The organism is Caballeronia telluris (genome assembly GCF_001544495.1).
Classification (GTDB): Bacteria; Pseudomonadota; Gammaproteobacteria; order Burkholderiales; family Burkholderiaceae; genus Caballeronia; species Caballeronia telluris.
On the sequence record NZ_FCNZ02000002.1, the window covers coordinates 52,966 to 72,387 of the forward strand.

Below are 19,422 nucleotides of genomic sequence, written 5' to 3' on the forward strand. Positions count from 1 at the left end.
CGATGCTGCTTTGTGCAGCGATTTTTTTGATGCGAACGCCGCGACCGCGACGTTCGCGACGCGCTTTCAGCTGAAATCGTTCTCGAGGAACGGCCCGCGCTTCACGGCCTGATCGAGCGCGACGAGCGTTTCCAGCAACGCTTCCATGCGATGCAACGGTACGGCGTTCGGCCCATCGGACTTGGCGTTCGCCGGGTCCGGATGGGTCTCCATGAAGAGCCCCGACACGCCCGTTGCGACCGCCGCGCGCGCGAGCACCGGCACGAATTCGCGCTGGCCGCCGGAACTCGTGCCCTGCCCGCCCGGCAACTGCACCGAGTGCGTGGCATCGAAGACGACGGGCGCGTTCGTCTCGCGCATGATCGCGAGCGAGCGCATATCCGAGACGAGGTTGTTATAGCCGAACGACACGCCCCGCTCGCACGCCATGAAGCGGTCGTCCGACAGACCCGCTTCGCGGGCGGCGTCGCGCGCCTTGTCGATCACGTTCTTCATGTCGTGCGGCGCGAGAAACTGGCCCTTCTTGATGTTCACCGGCTTGCCCGAGCGCGCGCATGCGTGGATGAAATCCGTCTGGCGGCACAGGAACGCGGGCGTCTGCAACACGTCGACCACCGATGCGACCGCTTCGATCTCGTGTTCCGAATGGACGTCGGTCAGAACCGGCAGGCCGAGCTGCTTCTTCACTTCGCCGAGAATGCGCAGGCCTTCGTCCATGCCGAGCCCGCGAAACGACTTGCCCGAACTGCGATTCGCCTTGTCATACGACGACTTGTAGATGAACGGCACGCCAACTTTCGCGCAGATTTCCTTCAGCCGCCCGGCGACGTCGATCGTCATCTGCTCCGATTCGACGACGCACGTGCCCGCGATCAGGAAAAACGGCTTGTCGAGACCGATGTCGAAGTCGCAGAGTTTCATGCCTGTGCTCCCGCCGTGGCGCGCGCGGCCGCTTCCTTGCCATCGGCCGCCTGCGTGCCGTCGGCCGATTCACTGTGCGTGCGCGCGGCTTCGACGAACGCCTTGAAGAGCGGATGACCGTCGCGCGGCGTCGAAGTGAATTCGGGGTGGAACTGGACACCGACGAACCACGGATGCATCGACTGCGGCAATTCCATCATTTCCGGCAGATCCTCGCTCGGGGTACGGGCGCTGATGATAAGGCCGCCCGCTTCGAGCTGGGGCACGAAACGGTTATTGACTTCATAACGGTGACGGTGACGTTCGTTCACATCCGTGCCGTAGATGCGCGCGGCCATCGTGCCCGGCTTGATCGGACACTTCTGCGAACCGAGGCGCATCGTGCCGCCGAGATCCGATTCCTCGTTGCGCTTTTCGACGCGGCCCGCACGGTCGTACCACTCGGTGATGAGCGCGACGACCGGATTCTGCGTGGACGGCTCGAACTCGGTGCTGTTCGCGTCGGCGAGGCCGGCGACGTCGCGGGCGAATTCGATCACCGCGAGCTGCATGCCGAGGCAGATGCCGAGATACGGTGTTTTCGATTCGCGCGCGTACTGGATCGCCTTGATCTTGCCTTCCGTACCGCGACGCCCGAAGCCGCCCGGCACCAGCACGGCGTCGAGATGCTTCAGGCCGTCGACGCCTTCCGCGTCGATCTGCTCGGAGTCGATGTATTCGATGTTGACCTTGGTCGACGTATGGATGGCCGCGTGGCGCAGCGCCTCGATCAGCGACTTGTACGATTCGGTGAGTTCGACATACTTGCCGACCATGCCGATCGTCACTTCGCTCTTCGGATTCTCGAGCTTCTCGACGAGCTGCGCCCACATGGCGAGATCGGCCGGCTGCGGCGCGAGCTTGAGTTCCTCGCAGATGATCTGGTCGAGGCCCTGGTCGTGCAGCATCTGGGGAATCTTGTAGATGCTGTCCACGTCCCACACGGAGATGACCGCGTCTTCCGGCACGTTCGAGAAGAGCGAAATCTTCTGGCATTCGTCGTCGGGGATGCGGCGGTCGGCGCGGCACAGCAGCACGTGCGGCGAGATGCCGATCTCGCGCAGCTTCTGCACGCTGTGCTGCGTCGGCTTCGTCTTGAGTTCGCCCGCGGTGGCGATGTACGGCACGAGCGTCAGATGCACGAAGCACGCGGTGTTGCGGCCGAGGCGCAGGCTCATCTGGCGCGCGGCTTCGAGGAACGGCAGCGATTCGATGTCGCCGACCGTGCCGCCGATCTCCACGATCGCGACATCCGGCTCGCCGCACGTCGCCGCTGCGGCGCCGCGTTCGAGGAAAGCCTGGATTTCGTTCGTGATGTGCGGAATGACCTGGACCGTCTTGCCGAGATACTCGCCGCGGCGTTCCTTGCGGATCACCGATTCGTAGATCTGGCCGGTCGTGAAGTTGTTGGCCTTGCGCATCTTCGTGCTGATGAAGCGCTCGTAGTGGCCGAGGTCGAGGTCGGTTTCCGCGCCGTCTTCCGTCACGAACACTTCGCCGTGCTGAAACGGGCTCATCGTGCCGGGGTCGACGTTGATGTAGGGATCGAGCTTGAGGAGGGTGACTTTGAGGCCGCGCGATTCGAGGATCGCGGCGAGGGAGGCGGCGGCAATACCTTTGCCAAGGGAAGAAACTACGCCGCCGGTGACGAATACATATTTGGTCATCGCTAGGTGCTCGCGGGAAAAACGGATTATACCGTAAAGGCTGCCTCCGACCCAGCGCGCGCCGCGCGAGTTTTGCAGTGCAGCGTTGCACTTTTCCGCGCCTGCTGCGCGTGTTTGCGCCGGATCAGCCGAGCGCGTTGAGCATTCGATGCACGGCGCGCGCGGTGTCGATCGGCCGCTCCATCGGGAAGAGATGGCTGCCTTCGATCCACTCGAAATGCTCGCCCGCGACGCGCCGCGTGAGATCGAGCCCCACTTGCCGCACTTCCTTCGAATGCGTCCCCGCGATGAAGCCGACCGGCACCTGCGCGCCGCGTGCGAGCCGCGCGCCGAGCGTATGCGGCAGCGTCCGGTAGATCAGGTATTCGACGTGGCGATCGAACGCGAGCGTGCGCGCGCCGTTCGCGCCCGTCTGCGGAATCGCGTAGTCGATGTAATCGGACAGCATGCGCTCGTCCCAGCGCGCGAACGCCGGCTTCGCGTGGAAGTGCCGCCACGCTTCGTCGCGGCTCGCCCACTGCGTGCGGCGCTTTTTCGTCGCGGCGGCGGGCGACAGGCGCTCGTCGAGCCCGGTGAACTGCGACACGCGCAAGACGCTGCTGCGCCAGCCGCCGATCACCGGCGAATCGAGCATCACGACGCCCTTCACCCACTGCGGGCGCTTGAGCGCGGCCATCATCGAGAGATAGCCGCCGAGCGAATGGCCGACGAGCCATACCTTCGCGCGTTCGTCCTGCGCGGCCGTCGCGCCGTGGCGCGTGCTCGCGATGTCGTCGAGCAACTGGTCGACGAGACGCGGCCAGTCACGCGTGACGGGATAGCGCGGATCGTGGCCGAAACGCTCCACCGAGCGGATCTCGTAGTCGTCGGCGAGTTCGGCGAAGATCGTCCGGTACGTCGATGCCGGGAAGCCGTTCGCGTGCGAGAAATGAATGATGTCCTTCAAGCGGTGAGCGCTCCTCTGTCGCGTGTTTTTCTTGTTCCGTTCACCGGTCCATCCAGTAGCGCGCGTGCGTCTGCCGGTAGCGTTCGAGCGAAATCGCCGATGAAACCTCGATGCGCGCGGCGCCGTCTTCGTCGCTGCGCGAGAGTTCGAGCCCGCGCAGGCGATAACGCTGGAAAACGGTCGGATGCGGATGGTGAAAACGGTTGCGATAGCCTACCTGAAATACCGCGACGAGCGGCCTGACGGAATCGAGGAAAGGCTCGGTCGACGATGTCTTGCTGCCGTGATGCGGCACGACGAGCACGTCGGCACGCAACGCGCCGGCGTCGCGCCGCAGGAGCGTGCGCTCGACGTCCGCTTCGATGTCGGCGGCGAGCAAGGCCGAACGGCCCGCCGCGCTCGTCACCTTCAGCACGCACGACTGCGCGTTCGGCTTGCCCGCAAGCGGCGCAGGATCGGGCCAGAGCATCGCGAACTCCACGCCGTCCCACGTCCAGCGCTGGCCTGCCGCGCAGCGCAGCGCGTCTGCGTGGTGCGCTGCGGCGGTTCGCCAGAGCGCGTCTTGCGGCGGCAGCGAAGCCACGAACTCGCGCACGGCGATCGATTGCAGCACGGCCGGCGCGCCGCCCGCGTGATCCGAATCGGAATGGCTGATGACGAGCGCGTCGAGCGTCGTCGCGCCATCGGCGAAAAGGTACGGCACGACGATCCGCTCGCCCGCGTGCGTCGATTCAGGTCCGGGACCGGCGTCGAAGAGCAGCGTGTGGTGCGCCGTTTCGATGACGACCGACGAACCCTGCCCGATGTCGAGCGCGGTCAGCCGGAATGCGCCCGGCGCGGGCGCGTGAGGCGCGGGCAAGACGAGCGGCAGCCAGGTCAGTGGCGCGGCGAAGCCCAACGGCCAACCGCGCGGCGCGAGTGCCCACGCGACACCCGCCGCAGCCGCCGCCAGTGCGAACGGTCCGGGCTGCGGCAGGCGCCACAACGCCCACGGCAGGCTCGTGAAATGCGCGAGCACGTCGCACATGATCGCGAGAAGGCTGTGCGCGAACTGATAAGCGAAGCCGTCGAGCGGTGCGGGCAGCAGCACGCCCGCGAGCACCGTCGGCGTGACGAGCATGCTGACCCACGGAATCGCGATGGCGTTCGCCAGTGGGCCGATCAGCGGAATCTGCGAAAACCAGTAGGCGGTGAGCGGCGCGAGCGCGATCGTCACCGCATATTGGACACGCGCGCTCGACGCGGCGTGCGCGCGCAGGCGGCTGGCCGTGCTGCGCGCACGCGCCGACCAGCGCGCGAAGCGCCGTGTCGCGGGCGGTTCGATCGGGTTCAGGAGCGCGGCGTCCTTGTTTGCGCGCTCGTCAGCACCCGCTTCCGTCGCGCGCTGACGCGCTTCGTAGGCGTCGACGTCGCGTGAGGTTTCCTCGCGACCGTCGTCGCCACGCCCTTTCGACGCCCGCCGCCCGTGCGCCGCGATCGCGAAGAGGATCGCGCCAACGGCACAGAACGACAGCCAGAACCCGGCCGCCGTAACCGCCCACGGATCGGCGAGGAGCACGAGCGCGAGCGCCCACGCCAGCACGAGCGACGGCGCAAGCCGCCGCCCTGCCATCGACGCGAGCGCGACGACGCCGAGCATCCACAACGCGCGCTGCGCCGGCACGTTGAATCCGGCGAGACCTGCGTAAGACGCCGCGAACACCGCCGCGCCGCCCGCTGCCACTTTCTGCGCGGCCACGCAAAGCGGCAGCGGCACACCGCGCCAGCGCGCGCGGCGCCATAGAAAACCGGTCAGCCACGCCGCCAGCCCCGCGACGAAGCCGATATGCAGCCCCGAGATTGCCACCAGATGGCTCGTGCCGGTCGCGCGCATCAGCGCCCAGTCGTCGTCGCTCACGTCGTCCTGCGCGCCCACCGCCAGCGCCACGACAATCCCGCGATGCCGCGCCGCGCCGAGCGTGCGCCCGATGCGTTCGCGCAAATGCGCCCGCAGACGGTCGATCGCCAGCGCGATGCCGTGCGCGTCGCGAGGCAGCCGGCGCGCGCTCGCGTTCTCCGCCACATAGCCCGTCGCGCGGATATCGCGTGCGAGGAGCGCCGCTTCGGCGTCGCGCGCCCCGAAGTTCGCGTTGGCGTGGGTGCGCTTCAGACGGACCGTCAACGTCCAGCGCTGGCCGGCAACCAACGCGGGCGGCGGCGCGCCAACGACGGCGAGCCACGACAATTGCACGACGCGCGGAAAGTCGCGCAGCTTTGCATCGTTCGACTCGACCTGGAAGAGAAAGCGCGCGCCATCGTCGTCGCTTGACGGCAGCCCGCGCACGTAGCCGTTCAAAACGATATTGCGCCCTTCGTAGGCAACCGGAAGCTGCGCCTGCATGCGATCATCGGCGCGCACGGCCGCGTAACCGAAGCCGAACACGAAAGCCCCGGCCAGCAGCGCGCCGCGATACCGCCGAGCCAGCACGCACGCGCAGCAGAACACCACGCACAAGCCGAACCACTCGCCCCACCCCGGCAACGCGGCCTGCTGCTGCAACCATCCGACACCCAGCGCGAACCCGATCAGTACACCCCGCACGCACGCCTCGCCCAAGTTCATGACGAGCGCATCCGCACCGGATGACCGATTCATCCGATGTCCGTCGTCGACACGACAACGATTATGAGGAGAGCAGCCCGAGTCGCGGCAGCGCGGCGTGAGCGTTAGCCGTTGTGCCTAGGGAAAGCGCCGCTTCGTCGATGCCGCGCAGTTGCGCCAGCACTTCAGCGATGCCCGGCACCTGATCCGGCGCGTTGCGTTCCTTGTAGCGCCAGGACGGCGCGATATCGGGCGCATCGGTTTCGAGGACGATCGCCGCGAGCGGCAGTTGCTGCGCGAGCCGCCGAATCTGCCGCGCGCGCTCGAACGTGAGATTGCCGCCGAAACCGAGATGCATGCCGTGCGCGATGAACGCCTCGGCCTGCTGGAAACTGCCGTTGAACGCATGCGCGATGCCGGTTTTCACGCCATTGACGCGCAGCCCCTTGAGCACCTTGTCCTGCGATTTGCGCACGTGGCAGATCACGGGCAGATCGAACTCGCGCGCGATTTTCAGTTGCTCGTCGTAGAAGAACTGCTGGCGGGCGTCGTCGAGCGTCGGCACGAAATAATCCAGCCCGATTTCGCCGATACCGACGAAGCGCGGATCGTCGAGGCTCGCGGCGATCGTTTCGCGCAGCACGCGCAAGTCGTCGTCCTGCGCGCGCGGCGTGAAAAGCGGATGAATGCCGAGCGCATATGCCCCGCCGTCGATGCAATGCGCCAGATCGCGCACCGTCGCGAAGTTCGCGCGCTCGACACCCGGAATCACGATCCGCGACACGCCCGCGCGCCGCGCCGATGCCGCAACGTCGTCGCGGTCCGCGTCGAATTCGGAAGCATCGAGATGGCAGTGCGTATCGATCCACATGATCTGGAGAGCTTACACCGGGACCGGCGGCTCTTCGTACAGCACGCCGTCGCGCAGCCGCATGATGCGGTCGCAGCGCGCGGCGAGGTCGGGATCGTGCGTGACGATCACGAAGCTCGTCTCGAGTGTCTGCGACAACTCCAGCATCAGGTTGAACACGGTGTCGGCGGTGCCGCCGTCGAGATTGCCGGTCGGTTCGTCCGCGAGCACGCACGCGGGATGCGTCACGAGCGCGCGCGCGATCGCCACGCGCTGCCGCTCGCCGCCCGACAGCTCGCCCGGCCGATGCTTCGCCCGATGCCCGATGCCCACGCGCTCCAGCATGTCCATCGCCTGGCGGCGCGCGGCTTCTTCCGGCATGCGGCGAATCCTGAGCGGCATCGCGACGTTGTCGAGCGCGGTGAATTCCGCGAGCAGATGATGAAACTGGTACACGAAGCCGAGCGCGCGGTTGCGCAGTTCGTTGCGCTCGCGCTCCTTCAGTTCCGTGAACGGCTTGCCGAGCAGCGAGACCTTGCCCGCGCTCGGTTCGTCGAGGCCGCCGAGCACGTGCAGCAGCGTGCTCTTGCCCGACCCCGACGCGCCGACGATCGCGAGCTTCTCGCCGCGATAGACGTCGAGTTGCGCGTTGTTCAGCACCTGCACGTTGAAGCCGCCCTGCACGAAGGTCTTCGAGATCGCCGAAGCCTGCAGCACGATGGTGTTGTTCGTATCACTCATAGCGCAGCGCCTCCGCCGGACGAACCTTCGCGCCGCGCCAGCTCGGATAGAGCGTCGCGAGCGACGACAGCACAAACGCGATGATGCCGATCTTCGCGACGTCGCCCGGCACGAGTTCGGACGGCAGTTCGCTGATGAAATACACCGAAGGCGGCAGGAACTGCACGCCGATCAGGTGCTCGATCATCGGCACGAGCCACGGAATGCTCCACGCGATGAGACACCCGAGCGACACGCCGATCGCCGTGCCGATGAAGCCGATCGTCACGCCCTGCACGACGAAGATCTTCATGATCGAGCCCGGCTGCGCGCCGAGCGTGCGCAGGATGGCGATGTCGGCCTGCTTGTCGGTGACGGTCATCACGAGCGACGAAACCAGGTTGAACGCCGCTACCGCGATGATCAGCGTGAGGATGATGAACATCATGCGCTTTTCGATCTGCACGGCGGAGAACCAGGTCTTGTTCTGCTGCGTCCAGTCGCGGATGTAGAGATCGCCAGAGAGCGTGCGCGCGAGCTGGTGCGCGACGTCGGGCGCGCGCTGCATGTCCTTGAGCTTCAGACGCACGCCGGTCGGCGCGGGCAGGCGAAACAGCGCCTGCGCGTCGCGGATGGCGATGAGCGCGAGGGTCGAGTCGTATTCGTAATGCCCCGATTCGAACACGCCGACGACCGTGAACTGCTTCAGGCGCGGCATCATGCCGGCCGGCGTGATGGTGCCTTCGGGCGCGACGAGCGTGATCTTGTCGCCGGTGGTGACGCCGAGATTGGTCGCGAGATCGGCACCGAGCACGATGCCGAATTCGCCCGGCACGAGGCTCGCGAGCGAGCCCGCGCGCATTTCACGGCCGATGTCGGAGACCTGCGGTTCCAGCGACGGCTCCACGCCGCGCAACGCCACGCCGCTCACCGCGCCCTGGCGCGTGAGCAGCGCCTGCGCCTCGACATACGGCGCCGCGCCGGTCACTTCCGGATTGCGGCGCGCTTCCTGCGCGGTGAGTTGCCAGTTGGGCATCGAGCCGGTCGGCGAAAAGATTTCGACGTGCGAGAGCACCGAGAGCATGCGGTCGCGGACTTCCTTCTGGAAGCCGTTCATGACCGAGAGCACGACGATCAGCGCGGCGACGCCGAGCGCGATGCCCGCCATCGAAACGAGCGCGATGAAGGAGATGAAGCCGTTGCCTGTCGTGCGTTTGCTGGCGCGCGTGTAGCGCCAGCCGATCTGCCATTCGTAGGGTAGTTTCAAGCGAGTCCTTTTGTTTCGATCCGCGCAAGCAGGAGGCCGGCGAGCCGGCCCGCGTGCCGTTTGCGATTCTTGCGCGACGCGCATCTTCACGAATCATCGTATATACGCGCTATATACGCGCCCAATCGCCCACCGGACGCCCTGGCGCGCATTCGGGCGGGCGCGAGCCCCGCGCCGGGCGATCAGTCAACCGCGAAGTTTGCCATACAATGCGCACCATCATGCCCGTTCACCACCTTCACCTTCTGCTCCCGTTCGCGCTGCCGTCCGCCGCGGACGCCGCGACCGCGCTGCACAACCTGGAAACCCCCGCGCTCGAAAAGCTGCTCGCCCGCGCGACGCTCGACGAGCGCGTGATCGGCGAGGATTTCCAGCGCACGCTGCCGCACGAGCGCTGGATCGCGCGCGCATTCGGCGTCGCGGACGCAACGGATGCCGCGCTCGCCGACGACGCGCCGCTCGCGCCCTATATGCTGCTCGCCGACGGCGGCACGCCCGGCGATGCGCGCTGGGCCTGCGTGGAGCCGGTGCATGTGCGGATCGCGCACGATCATTTGGTGCTGATCGATCCGGCGACGCTCGAAGTCTCCGCCGACGAAGCCCGCGCGCTCTTTCAAACCGTGCAGCCGCTGATCGAAGAGATGGGCGTCGACGTGCAGGCGCCGGGCGCGACGCGCTGGTATGTGTCGGGCGAGAGCCTCGGCGCGCTGTCGGGCGCGTCGCCGCTGCGCGCAAGTGGACGCAACATCGAAATCTGGCTGCCGCACGAAGCGAAGACCGGCCAGCGTTCGCGCGCGTGGATGAAGCTGCAGAACGAAGTGCAGATGGCGTGGTTCGAACATCCGCTGAACGAAGCCCGCGAGGCGCGCGGCCTCCCCGCGATCAACTCGATCTGGCTGCACGGGCAAGGCGTCTATCAAACGGTATCGAGCCCGTTTTCGCGCGTGATGTCCCACGCCGCGGCGACGCGCGGACTCGCGCTCGCCGCCGATCTTTCGCCCTCGGCGCCGCCCGCGTCGTTCAGCGCGCTCGCCGCAGCGGACGACAAAGGCCGCACGCTCGTCGAACTCGATCCGTTCTCGGCGCCTTTCATCGAACAGGACTGGGCGCGCTGGAACGCGGCGCTGCAACAACTCGAAGCCGACTGGTTCGCGCCCGCGCTCGCCGCGCTGAACGACGGCTCGCTCGGCACGCTCGCCATGACGCTTTGCAGCGACACCGGTTCGGTGACGCTCACCGTCACGCGCGGCACGCTGCGCAAGTTCTGGCGGCGCCGCCCGATCGCCGCGCTCTTCATCGAATAAATCACCGGCCTTTCTCGCATGACCCGAATCGTCACCCGCGCCCCCTCCCCCGTCGATGCCGAAGTGCTGATGCGTCACGGCCTGCATCCGGTCATCGCGCGGCTTTACGCGTCGCGCGGCGTGAGCACGCCCGACGAAATCGAAACGGAGCTGAAGCGCCTGCATGCACCCGTCGGCCTGAAAGGCTGCGACGAAGCCGCCGTGGTGCTCGCCGACGCGCTCGCCGCGAAGCGCCGCATGCTCGTCGTCGCGGATTACGACTGCGACGGCGCGACTGCCTGCGCCGTCGCCGTGCGCGGGCTGCGCATGTTCGGCGCGCAGATCGGCTATCTCGTGCCGAACCGCTTCGAATACGGCTACGGCCTCACGCCGGAAATCGTCGAACTGGCCGCGCGCAATCCGGCGGGCCAGCCCGATCTGCTGATCACGGTCGACAACGGCATCGCGAGCGTGGACGGCGTCGAGGCCGCGAACGCGCTCGGCATCGACGTGCTCGTGACCGACCATCACCTCCCCGGCGACGAACTGCCGCCCGCGCGCGCAATCGTCAATCCGAACCAGCCGGGCTGCACCTTTCCGAGCAAGTGCATCGCGGGCGTCGGCGTGATGTTCTACGTGCTGCTCGCGCTGCGCGCCGAACTGCGCCGCCGCAACGCCTTCACCGACGCGCACCCCGAGCCGCGCCTCGACGGCCTGCTCGATCTGGTCGCGCTGGGCACGGTCGCGGACGTGGTGAAGCTCGATCCGAACAACCGGATTCTCGTCGCGCAGGGCCTGAAGCGGATTCGCGCGGGCCGCATGCAGCCGGGAATCGCCGCGCTCTTTCGCGCGGCCGGGCGCGACGCGCGCGCGGCGTCCGGCTTCGACATGGGCTTCGCGCTCGGCCCGCGCCTGAACGCGGCGGGACGACTCTCGGACATGTCGCTCGGCATCGAGTGCCTGACGACCGACGACATCGGCCGCGCGTGGGAACTCGCGCAGCAACTCGATGCGATCAACCGCGAGCGGCGCGAGATCGAAGCGGGCATGCAGCAGCAGGCGCTCGACGAACTGCAATCGGTCGATCCCGGCGACCGCGCGACGCTCACGCTCTTCAATCCGGCGTGGCATCAGGGCGTGATCGGGATCGTCGCCGGGCGGCTCAAGGAGCGCTATCACCGGCCGTCGTTCACGTTCGCGCACGCCGACGAGAGCGGCGTGCTCTCGAAGGGCTCGGGGCGCTCGATTCCCGGCTTTCACCTGCGCGACGCGGTCGATCTGATCTCGAAGCGCGAAGCCGGGATGATCGTGAAATTCGGCGGCCACGCGATGGCCGCGGGCCTCACGATCGCCACCGCCGACATCCCGCGCTTCACGGCGGCGTTCGAAGCCGTCGGGCGCGAGTGGCTGACGGCGGACGCGCTCTCGCGGGTCGTCGAGACCGACGGCGAGCTGGAGGACGCGTATTTCACGCCGCAATTCGTCGAACTGATCGACGCGGCCGTCTGGGGACAGGGTTTCCCGGCGCCGGTCTTTTCCGGCGAGTTCGAGGTGGCGTCGCAGGCGCTCGTCAAGGATAAGCACCTGAAACTGCAACTCGCGCGCGGCCGTCAGCGCTTTTCGGCGATCTGGTTCAATCACGTCGATCCGCTTCCCGCGCGCGCGACCGTCGCCTACCGGCTCGTCAGCGATTCGTGGAACGGCGTCGCGCGCGTGCAGATGATCGTCGAGCACGCGGGGTAGATTTTTTGCTGGCGCGCGTGGGCTGCCCGACACCCCGCGCAAGCGGCCCCCGGGCGCGTCCGAAACGTCCGATCGGCTATAATTTCCCCTTTTCACTTAGCCGAAAGATCGAACATGGAAGCGGAACGTCTCAACTCGATCGAGAACCTTCTCGCCGACCTGCGCCATCGCGCGGGCGAGCTTCGGGGGTATCTTTGACTACGACGCCAAAGCCCAGCGTCTAGAGGAAGTCAACCGGGTTCTCGAAGACCCGAACGTGTGGAACGACTCGAAGAACGCCCAGGCGCTCGGCCGGGAAAAGAAGCTGCTCGACGGCGTCGTCACGACGCTCACCGACCTCGATCGCGACCTGCGCGACACGCAGGATCTCTTCGACATGGGCCGCGAGGAAAACGACGAGGAAACGCTCGTCGCCTGCGAAGCCGACGCAGCGTCGCTCAAGGCGCGCGTCGAAGACATGGAGTTCCGCCGGATGTTCGCGAATCCGGCCGATCCGAACAACTGCTTCATCGACATTCAAGCCGGCGCCGGCGGCACCGAAGCGTGCGACTGGGCCGCAATGCTCTTGCGTCAGTACCTGCGCTATTCCGAGCGCAAGGGCTTCAAAACGGAAGTGCTGGAAGAATCCGAAGGCGATATCGCTGGCATCAAGAGCGCGACGATCAAGGTCGAAGGCGAATACGCGTACGGTTATCTGCGTACCGAAACCGGCATTCACCGCCTCGTGCGCAAGTCGCCGTTCGACTCGTCGGGCGGTCGGCACACGTCGTTTTCATCGGTGTTCGTGTACCCGGAAATCGACGATTCGTTCGAAATCGACGTCAATCCGGCGGATTTGCGCATCGACACGTTCCGCGCGTCGGGCGCGGGCGGCCAGCACATCAACAAGACCGATTCGGCCGTGCGGATCACGCACATACCGAGCGGCATCGTCGTGCAGTGCCAGAACGACCGCTCGCAGCACCGCAACCGCGCCGAGGCCATGGCGATGCTGAAATCGCGCCTCTACGAAGCGGAAATGCGCAAGCGCCAGTCGGAACAGGACAAGCTCGAAGCGGGCAAGTCGGACGTGGGCTGGGGCCATCAGATCCGCTCCTACGTGCTCGATAACAGCCGCATCAAGGATCTGCGCACCAACGTCGAAATCAGCAACACGAAGGCCGTGCTCGACGGCGACCTCGACGACTTCATCAGCGCCAGCCTGAAACAGGGCGTGTAAGCGCGAACGGCGCGGCTTTTCACGAAGCCGCGCCGCATCGTTTTCCGAGCGGCGCACTGCCCGGCTCACGCCACGCCGCGCTTGTCGCCCAACCGAAATCAAAGCCAAATCATCATGACCGAACCGACCCAGACGAGCGCCGCTCCCGAACTGGAAGAGAACCAGATCGTCGCCGAACGCCGCGAGAAGCTGCGCGCGCTGCGCGAGCAAGGCATCGCCTATCCGAACGATTTTCGTCCGACGCATCACGCCGCCGCGCTGCAAACCGAATTCGCCGACACCGACAAGGAAGCGCTCGAAGCGAATCCGCTGCAAGTCGCGCTCGCCGGCCGGATGATGCTCAAGCGCGTGATGGGCAAGGCGAGCTTCGCGACCGTGCAGGACGGCAGCGGCCAGATCCAGTTCTTCATCACGCCGGCGGACGTCGGCGCGGAAGTCTACGACGCGTTCAAGAAGTGGGACCTGGGCGACATCGTCGCGGCGAAGGGCGTGCTCTTTCGCACCAACAAGGGCGAACTGTCGGTGCGCTGCACGGAATTGCGGCTGCTTTCGAAGGCGCTGCGCCCGCTGCCCGACAAGTTCCACGGTCTCGCCGACCAGGAAATGCGCTATCGCCAGCGTTATGTCGACCTGATCGTGACGCCCGAAGCGCGGCAGACGTTCATCGCGCGCACGAAGGCGTTCACGTCGATCCGCAATTTCATGGCGCAGGCGAACTTCATGGAAGTCGAGACGCCGATGCTGCATCCGATTCCCGGCGGCGCGGCGGCCAAGCCTTTCGTCACGCATCACAACGCGCTCGACATGCAGATGTTCCTGCGCATCGCGCCCGAGCTGTACCTGAAGCGGCTGATCGTCGGCGGCTTTGAGCGCGTGTTCGAAATCAACCGGAATTTCCGTAACGAGGGCGTGTCGCCGCGTCACAATCCGGAATTCACGATGATGGAGTTCTACGCCGCCTACACCGATTATCAGTGGCTGATGGACTTCACCGAGCAGTTGATCCGCCAGGCCGCCGTTGACGCGCGCGGCACCGCGGCCATCACGTATCAGGGCCGCGAGCTGGATCTCGGCAAGCCGTTCCATCGGCTGACGATCGTGGAGGCCATCCAGAAATACGCGCCGCACTACACGACCGAGCAACTCGCCGATGCCGCGTTCCTGCGCACGGAACTGAAGAAGTTCGGCGTCGACACGGCGCAGCCGGCGTTTCTGAACGCGGGCGTCGGCTCGCTGCAACTCGCGCTCTTCGAGGAAACCGCCGAGTCGCAATTGTGGGAGCCCACGTTCATCATCGATTACCCGATCGAGGTGTCGCCGCTCGCGCGTGCGTCGGACAAGGTGGACGGCATCACCGAGCGCTTCGAGTTGTTCATCACGGGCCGCGAGATCGCGAACGGTTTTTCCGAGCTGAACGATCCGGAAGATCAGGCGGCGCGCTTTCAGAAGCAGGTCGACCAAAAGGACGCCGGCGACGAGGAAGCGATGTACTACGACGCCGACTATATCCGCGCGCTCGAATACGGCATGCCGCCGACAGGCGGCTGCGGCATCGGTATCGACCGTCTGGTGATGCTGCTCACCGACAGCCCGAGCATCCGCGACGTGATTTTGTTCCCGCATCTGCGTCGCGAAGATTGAGTTGCCCCGGCACCAAGTCGTTGAAAAAACGCGCATCGCACGATGCGCGTTTTTTCTTCCGCGACGAGTGTAACCATCGGTAAAAGCTCACACGCCGCTTCGGCGGCGGTCCGCTGGAATGGCGTGTTCTGGCACCGAAAGTGCTTGAACTAAGAGGAACGAGCGTCGGTTTCCGTTACAGATTGAAATGCCTGCGGGGCCGATTTCCGCGACACTACGCTCATACATCACGCGCCTCGAAGCGGAGGTTCCACATGGCTGATACCAACGACAAGCTCACCCCACCCGGCGCGTCGCAATCGCGACGCCTGCACCCGCTGATCGCGACGGCGGCGGGCGCGGTCATCATCGCGAGTCTGGCGGCGACGGCTGCGATCACCGGGATTTTCCCCAAGGCGTCGAGCAATCTCGCCCAGAACGGGCAAACGCAGACTGCTGCGGTCGCACCGCAACCCGTCGTCGATTCGGCTTCTCCGAGTGCAACGGCCGCTCAGCAGCAGGCGGCTCAACAGCAAGCGGCCCAGCAAGCCGCCCAGCAACAGGCTCAACAGCAGGCCGCAGCGCAGCAGCAGCAACTGGCGCAACAACCGCCCGCGCAACCCGCGGCTCCGTCTCAGCCGTCCTATGCGCAAAAACCGGCCTACTGCTCGACCTGCGGTACGGTCGAATCGATCACGGCGGTCAAGCGTGAAGGCCACGGTACCGGCATCGGCGCGGTCGGCGGCGCGGTCGCGGGCGGGGTCGTCGGCAACCAGTTCGGCAGCGGCGGCGGCCGCACCGCGATGACGCTCCTCGGCGCGCTCGGCGGCGGCCTCGCCGGCAATTCGGTCGAAAAGCACGTCCGCAGCGAAACCGACTACACCGTTCGCGTGCGCATGGAGAGCGGCAAGTACCGCACGTTCACGTATCGCGAGCCGCCGCCGTTCCAGCAAGGCCAGCCGGTCCGCGTGCGCAACGGCACGCTCTCGGCTGGCTGACCGGCCGCTCTCGGCAATCAAAAAGCGAGCACAAAAGCAAAACGGCGATTCCATTCGGAATCGCCGTTTTCGATTGGCCTATGCGATACGAAATCGCGGACGCTCAATAATCCGCGTCCTCGATCCACGCGGCCTGAATCGCTTCGAGAATCTTTTCGTTCGACTTCGACGGATCGTCGTCGAAGCCTTCCAGCTCGGTGATCCAGCGATGCAGATCCGTGAAACGTACATATTGGGGATCAATTTCCTGATGCGCGTCGGTCAATGCCATCGCGATCTCCTGCGTGTCCGTCCACTTCATGGCAAGCGCTCCTGTCAGTGATTTTCCTTTGCGTGATTGATGGAGTAGCGCGGGATCTCGACGACCAGATCCTCTTCGGCCGGCACCATCGCCTGACATGATAACCGCGATGTCGGCTCGAGACCCCAGGCCTTGTCGAGCAGATCGTCCTCGTCTTCTTCCGACGGCACGAGCGCATTGAAGCCCTCGCGGATGATCACGTGACACGTCGTACACGCGCACGACTTCTCGCAGGCATGCTCGATCTCGATGCCGTGATCCAGCAGGTTGTCGCAGATGCTCTTGCTCAGGTCGGCGTCGATCACCGCGCCGTCCGGGCACAGTTCCACATGAGGCAGTACAACGATTTGAGGCATGAGTCTTTCCGTAATTCCGTAGATTCGATGGTTCGATCAGACGTCGTCGAGCTTGCGGCCCGCGAGCGCGCGGCGAATGCTCTTGTTCATCCGGCGCGCGGCGAATTCGTCGGTCGCTTCCGAGAGCGTCTTGGTCGCGGTTTCGATCGCGTCGTGGTCGTCGCCGCGCGCGACCGTCGCCAGTTCCGCAACGAATGCGTCGATCTGCGCGCGTTCAGCGTCGTCGAGGAGTTCCGGGTCGGCGGCAAGCGCCGCCTGCGTCGCTTCGACGAGACGTTGCGCTTCCACCTGCACCTCGCGCAGCGCGCGGGCGCGCATGTCGGTTTCGGCCGTGGTGAAGCTCTCTTCGAGCATGCGGGCGATGTCGTCGTCGGCGAGACCGTAGGACGGCTTCACCACCACCGACGCCTCCACGCCCGATTCCTGCTCGCGCGCGAACACGGACAGAAGGCCGTCAGCGTCGACCTGATAGGTCACGCGAATGCGCGCCGCGCCCGCCGCCATCGGCGGAATGCCGCGCAGCTCGAAGCGCGCGAGCGACCGGCAGTCGGCGACGAGTTCGCGCTCGCCCTGCACGACGTGGATCGCCATCGCGGTCTGGCCGTCCTTGAAGGTCGTGAAATCCTGCGCGCGCGCGACGGGAATCGTCGAATTGCGCGGGATGATCTTCTCCGTGAGGCCGCCCATCGTCTCGACGCCGAGCGAGAGCGGAATGACGTCGAGCAGCAGCCAGTCGTCGCCCTCGCCGCGGCGGTTGCCGGCAAGGAGATCGGCCTGGATCGCGGCGCCGAGCGCGACGACCTGGTCCGGATCGAGATTGATGAGCGGCGGCTGGCCGAAATACTGTTCGACGGCACGCCGGATCACCGGCATGCGGGTCGCCCCGCCGACCAGCACGACGCCCTTGATGTCCGCGGGCGCCACCTTCGCGTCGCGCAGCGCCTTGCGCGTCGGCGTGAGCGTGCGCGCGACGAGCGCTTCGGTGAGCGTCGCGAATTGCGCTTCGGTGATCGTCACGCCGATCGACTTGCCGCTCGACAGCGTCACGTCGATGCGCGCTTCCGGCGCGTCCGACAGCGCTTCCTTCGCCGTGCGCACGCGATCGAGCAACAGACGCACGTCTTCGGGCGTGCCGATCTCGACGCCCGCCTGCGCAACCACATGCCGATACAGCACATGGTCGAAATCGTCGCCGCCGAGCGCGGAGTCGCCGCCCGCCGCCAGCACTTCGAACACGCCCTTCGTGAGTTTCAGGATCGACAGGTCGAACGTGCCGCCGCCGAGGTCGTAGACGGCGTACAGGCCTTCGGACGCGTTATCCAGACCGTAGGCGATGGCCGCCGCGGTCGGCTCGTTCAGGAGGCGCAGGACGTTCAGGCCCGCGAGGCGCGCGGCGTCTTTCGTCGCCTGACGCTGGGCTTCGTCGAAATAGGCGGGCACCGTGATCACCGCGCCGACGAGTTCCTCGCCGAGCGTGTCTTCCGCGCGATAGCGCAGCGTCGCGAGAATCTCCGCTGACACTTCGACCGGGCTCTTCACGCCATCGACGGTGCGGATCTGCACCATGCCCGGCGCGTCGATGAAATCGTAGGGCGCGTTTTCCGCCCCTTCCACTTCGCTTTTGCCGCGCCCCATGAAACGCTTCACCGAGACGATCGTGTTGCGCGGATCGAGCGCCGCTTCTTCCTTCGCGATCCGGCCGATACGTCGCCCGCCCTTTTCCAGATAGCGCACGACGGAGGGCAGCAGCACGTGGCCGTCCTCATCGGGGAGCACTTCGGGCACGCTGCTGCGCACGGCCGCGACCAGCGAATTGGTCGTGCCGAGATCGATGCCGATCGCCACGCGCCGCTGATGCGGCGCGGGCGCCATGCCGGGTTCTGAGATTTGCAGTAAAGCCATCGTTGTTTTAGTGGGGGTTATGCGCGCGCATGGAGTGGGTCCGCTTCACGCGAGTTCGAGCTTCTCGATCTGCGCGCCGATCTCGCTCGCGACGCGCTCGATGAACATCAACTGGCGCACGGCTTCGCCCGCTGCCTGATCCGCGTGGCTGTCGATCAGCGCCGCGAGCTTCGCAAAACGCTGGCGTTCTTCGTCGCGCAATTCGTCGAGCAGCGCTTCGAGTGCGCCGAGATTCTTCGCGCCCGCCGCGTCCTCGATGCTCTCGCGCCGTTCCATCTGCTGCATCAGGAACGCGGGCTCCATCGCTGTGTTGTTCTCCGCGCCGACATCGACGCCGCGCAGCGACAGCATGTAGCGCGCGCGCTTCAACGGATCGCGCAGCGTCTGGTACGCCTCGTTCGCGCGCGTCGCCCATTGCATCGCGATGCGCCGTTGTGCGTCGCCGGCCGCGGCGAAGCGGTCGGGATGCACCTGCGCCTGCACCGTGCGATACGCGTCGTCGAGCGACGGCTGGTCGACGGCGAAGGTCGGCGGCAGGTGGAACAGGTCGAAGTGGCTGTCGTTGAGCGTTGCCATGATGGGGTATCAGGTGAAACACATGCAATAAGCGGGAGCACGAAAGAAAAAGGCGGCACGCGCCGCCTCTTTTGCCGGTACTCCCGGCGTCAAACGCGAAACGACTCGCCGCAGCCGCACTCGTCTTTCGCGTTCGGATTGTTGAAGCGAAAGCCTTCGTTCAATCCTTCGCGGGCGAAGTCGAGTTCGGTGCCGTCGAGATAGGCGAGGCTCTTCGGATCGATGATGATCTTCACGCCCGCCGACTCGAACACCTGATCTTCCGGCGACAGTTCGTCGACGTACTCGAGCTTGTATGCCAGTCCCGAGCAGCCCGTCGTGCGAACGCCCAGCCGCAGGCCGACGCCCTTGCCGCGTCGCGTCAGGTACTTATGCACGTGCTGTGCCGCTTTTTCGGTCAACGTGATTGCCATAGTCTCTCGTTCCCGCAGTT

The 19,422-nt window shown here is 66.0% G+C and carries 17 protein-coding genes; 5 read left to right on the plus strand and 12 right to left on the minus strand.

Annotated elements, in window-relative coordinates; all coding sequences use genetic code 11:
• Positions 1-66: 66 nt before the first annotated feature.
• The 7 genes from kdsA to AWB66_RS03310 all read right to left on the minus strand — a co-directional run bounded on the left by kdsA (position 67) and on the right by AWB66_RS03310 (position 8,991).
• Positions 67-921, minus strand: a complete 855-nt coding sequence (kdsA, locus tag AWB66_RS03280; protein WP_087628853.1) for a 3-deoxy-8-phosphooctulonate synthase — start codon at positions 919-921, stop codon at positions 67-69.
• Positions 918-2,627, minus strand: coding sequence for a CTP synthase (locus AWB66_RS03285; protein ID WP_087628854.1), 1,710 nt, complete (start codon positions 2,625-2,627; stop codon positions 918-920). The genes kdsA and AWB66_RS03285 overlap by 4 nt, the downstream gene beginning before the upstream one ends.
• A gap of 124 nt (positions 2,628-2,751) precedes the next feature.
• Positions 2,752-3,573, minus strand: coding sequence for an alpha/beta fold hydrolase (locus tag AWB66_RS03290; RefSeq protein ID WP_087628855.1), 822 nt, complete (start codon positions 3,571-3,573; stop codon positions 2,752-2,754).
• Between the two features lie 40 nt (positions 3,574-3,613).
• Positions 3,614-6,154, minus strand: coding sequence for a DNA internalization-related competence protein ComEC/Rec2 (locus tag AWB66_RS03295; RefSeq protein ID WP_159462874.1), 2,541 nt, complete (start codon positions 6,152-6,154; stop codon positions 3,614-3,616).
• 82 nt (positions 6,155-6,236) lie between these two features.
• Positions 6,237-7,025, minus strand: a complete 789-nt coding sequence (locus AWB66_RS03300; protein WP_087628856.1) for a TatD family hydrolase — start codon at positions 7,023-7,025, stop codon at positions 6,237-6,239.
• 12 nt (positions 7,026-7,037) lie between these two features.
• The gene (gene lolD, locus AWB66_RS03305; RefSeq protein WP_087628857.1) at positions 7,038-7,745 is read right to left on the minus strand and encodes a lipoprotein-releasing ABC transporter ATP-binding protein LolD; all 708 of its coding nucleotides are present in this window, start codon (positions 7,743-7,745) and stop codon (positions 7,038-7,040) included.
• A complete protein-coding gene (locus AWB66_RS03310) occupies positions 7,738-8,991 on the minus strand; it encodes a lipoprotein-releasing ABC transporter permease subunit (protein ID WP_087628858.1) in 1,254 nt (417 codons plus the stop codon). Before AWB66_RS03310 ends, lolD begins: the two co-directional genes overlap by 8 nt.
• 209 nt (positions 8,992-9,200) lie before the next feature.
• Here AWB66_RS03310 and AWB66_RS03315 point away from each other — a divergent pair, with 209 nt between their 5' ends.
• The 5 genes from AWB66_RS03315 to AWB66_RS03335 all read left to right on the plus strand — a co-directional run bounded on the left by AWB66_RS03315 (position 9,201) and on the right by AWB66_RS03335 (position 15,854).
• Positions 9,201-10,295, plus strand: a complete 1,095-nt coding sequence (locus AWB66_RS03315) for a regulator (protein WP_087628859.1) — start codon at positions 9,201-9,203, stop codon at positions 10,293-10,295.
• Between the two features lie 18 nt (positions 10,296-10,313).
• A complete protein-coding gene (gene recJ / locus AWB66_RS03320) occupies positions 10,314-12,017 on the plus strand; it encodes a single-stranded-DNA-specific exonuclease RecJ (protein WP_087628860.1) in 1,704 nt (567 codons plus the stop codon).
• A 114-nt stretch (positions 12,018-12,131) separates the two neighbouring features.
• A protein-coding gene (prfB, locus tag AWB66_RS03325; RefSeq protein WP_125469654.1) for a peptide chain release factor 2 occupies positions 12,132-13,236 on the plus strand; the annotation gives its coding sequence in 2 pieces (ribosomal slippage) (positions 12,132-12,212 and positions 12,214-13,236; 1,104 coding nt in all).
• 114 nt (positions 13,237-13,350) lie between these two features.
• Entirely contained in the window at positions 13,351-14,877 is a 1,527-nt protein-coding gene (gene lysS, locus AWB66_RS03330; RefSeq protein WP_087628861.1) for a lysine--tRNA ligase, read from the plus strand.
• Positions 14,878-15,131: 254 nt separating this feature from the next.
• Positions 15,132-15,854, plus strand: coding sequence for a glycine zipper 2TM domain-containing protein (locus AWB66_RS03335; RefSeq protein ID WP_087628862.1), 723 nt, complete (start codon positions 15,132-15,134; stop codon positions 15,852-15,854).
• Between the two features lie 103 nt (positions 15,855-15,957).
• Here AWB66_RS03335 and iscX read toward each other — a convergent pair whose 3' ends face one another.
• The 5 genes from iscX to iscA form a co-directional block, all read right to left on the minus strand.
• Complete coding sequence (gene iscX / locus AWB66_RS03340; protein WP_062636272.1) at positions 15,958-16,155, minus strand: Fe-S cluster assembly protein IscX; 198 nt, start codon at positions 16,153-16,155, stop codon at positions 15,958-15,960.
• A gap of 14 nt (positions 16,156-16,169) precedes the next feature.
• Positions 16,170-16,511 (minus strand): ISC system 2Fe-2S type ferredoxin, encoded by a 342-nt coding sequence (fdx, locus tag AWB66_RS03345; RefSeq protein WP_087628863.1) that lies wholly within the window; start codon positions 16,509-16,511, stop codon positions 16,170-16,172.
• Positions 16,512-16,547: 36 nt separating this feature from the next.
• Entirely contained in the window at positions 16,548-18,413 is a 1,866-nt protein-coding gene (hscA, locus tag AWB66_RS03350) for a Fe-S protein assembly chaperone HscA (protein ID WP_087628864.1), read from the minus strand.
• Positions 18,414-18,458: 45 nt separating this feature from the next.
• Entirely contained in the window at positions 18,459-18,989 is a 531-nt protein-coding gene (gene hscB, locus AWB66_RS03355) for a Fe-S protein assembly co-chaperone HscB (protein ID WP_087628865.1), read from the minus strand.
• A gap of 89 nt (positions 18,990-19,078) precedes the next feature.
• Positions 19,079-19,402, minus strand: coding sequence for an iron-sulfur cluster assembly protein IscA (iscA, locus tag AWB66_RS03360; protein ID WP_062636264.1), 324 nt, complete (start codon positions 19,400-19,402; stop codon positions 19,079-19,081).
• Positions 19,403-19,422 lie beyond the last annotated feature (20 nt).

What these genes read in the sequence shown, in the direction of transcription:
- kdsA (WP_087628853.1), bottom strand. Translation starts at nt 921, where the DNA reads ATGAAACTCTGCGACTTCGACATCGGTCTCGACAAGCCGTTTTTCCTG.
- AWB66_RS03285 (WP_087628854.1), bottom strand. Translation starts at nt 2,627, where the DNA reads ATGACCAAATATGTATTCGTCACCGGCGGCGTAGTTTCTTCCCTTGGC.
- AWB66_RS03300 (WP_087628856.1), bottom strand. Translation starts at nt 7,025, where the DNA reads ATGTGGATCGATACGCACTGCCATCTCGATGCTTCCGAATTCGACGCG.
- lolD (WP_087628857.1), bottom strand. Translation starts at nt 7,745, where the DNA reads ATGAGTGATACGAACAACACCATCGTGCTGCAGGCTTCGGCGATCTCG.
- AWB66_RS03315 (WP_087628859.1), top strand. Translation starts at nt 9,201, where the DNA reads ATGCGCACCATCATGCCCGTTCACCACCTTCACCTTCTGCTCCCGTTC.
- recJ (WP_087628860.1), top strand. Translation starts at nt 10,314, where the DNA reads ATGACCCGAATCGTCACCCGCGCCCCCTCCCCCGTCGATGCCGAAGTG.
- lysS (WP_087628861.1), top strand. Translation starts at nt 13,351, where the DNA reads ATGACCGAACCGACCCAGACGAGCGCCGCTCCCGAACTGGAAGAGAAC.
- AWB66_RS03335 (WP_087628862.1), top strand. Translation starts at nt 15,132, where the DNA reads ATGGCTGATACCAACGACAAGCTCACCCCACCCGGCGCGTCGCAATCG.
- iscX (WP_062636272.1), bottom strand. Translation starts at nt 16,155, where the DNA reads ATGAAGTGGACGGACACGCAGGAGATCGCGATGGCATTGACCGACGCG.
- fdx (WP_087628863.1), bottom strand. Translation starts at nt 16,511, where the DNA reads ATGCCTCAAATCGTTGTACTGCCTCATGTGGAACTGTGCCCGGACGGC.
- hscA (WP_087628864.1), bottom strand. Translation starts at nt 18,413, where the DNA reads ATGGCTTTACTGCAAATCTCAGAACCCGGCATGGCGCCCGCGCCGCAT.
- hscB (WP_087628865.1), bottom strand. Translation starts at nt 18,989, where the DNA reads ATGGCAACGCTCAACGACAGCCACTTCGACCTGTTCCACCTGCCGCCG.
- iscA (WP_062636264.1), bottom strand. Translation starts at nt 19,402, where the DNA reads ATGGCAATCACGTTGACCGAAAAAGCGGCACAGCACGTGCATAAGTAC.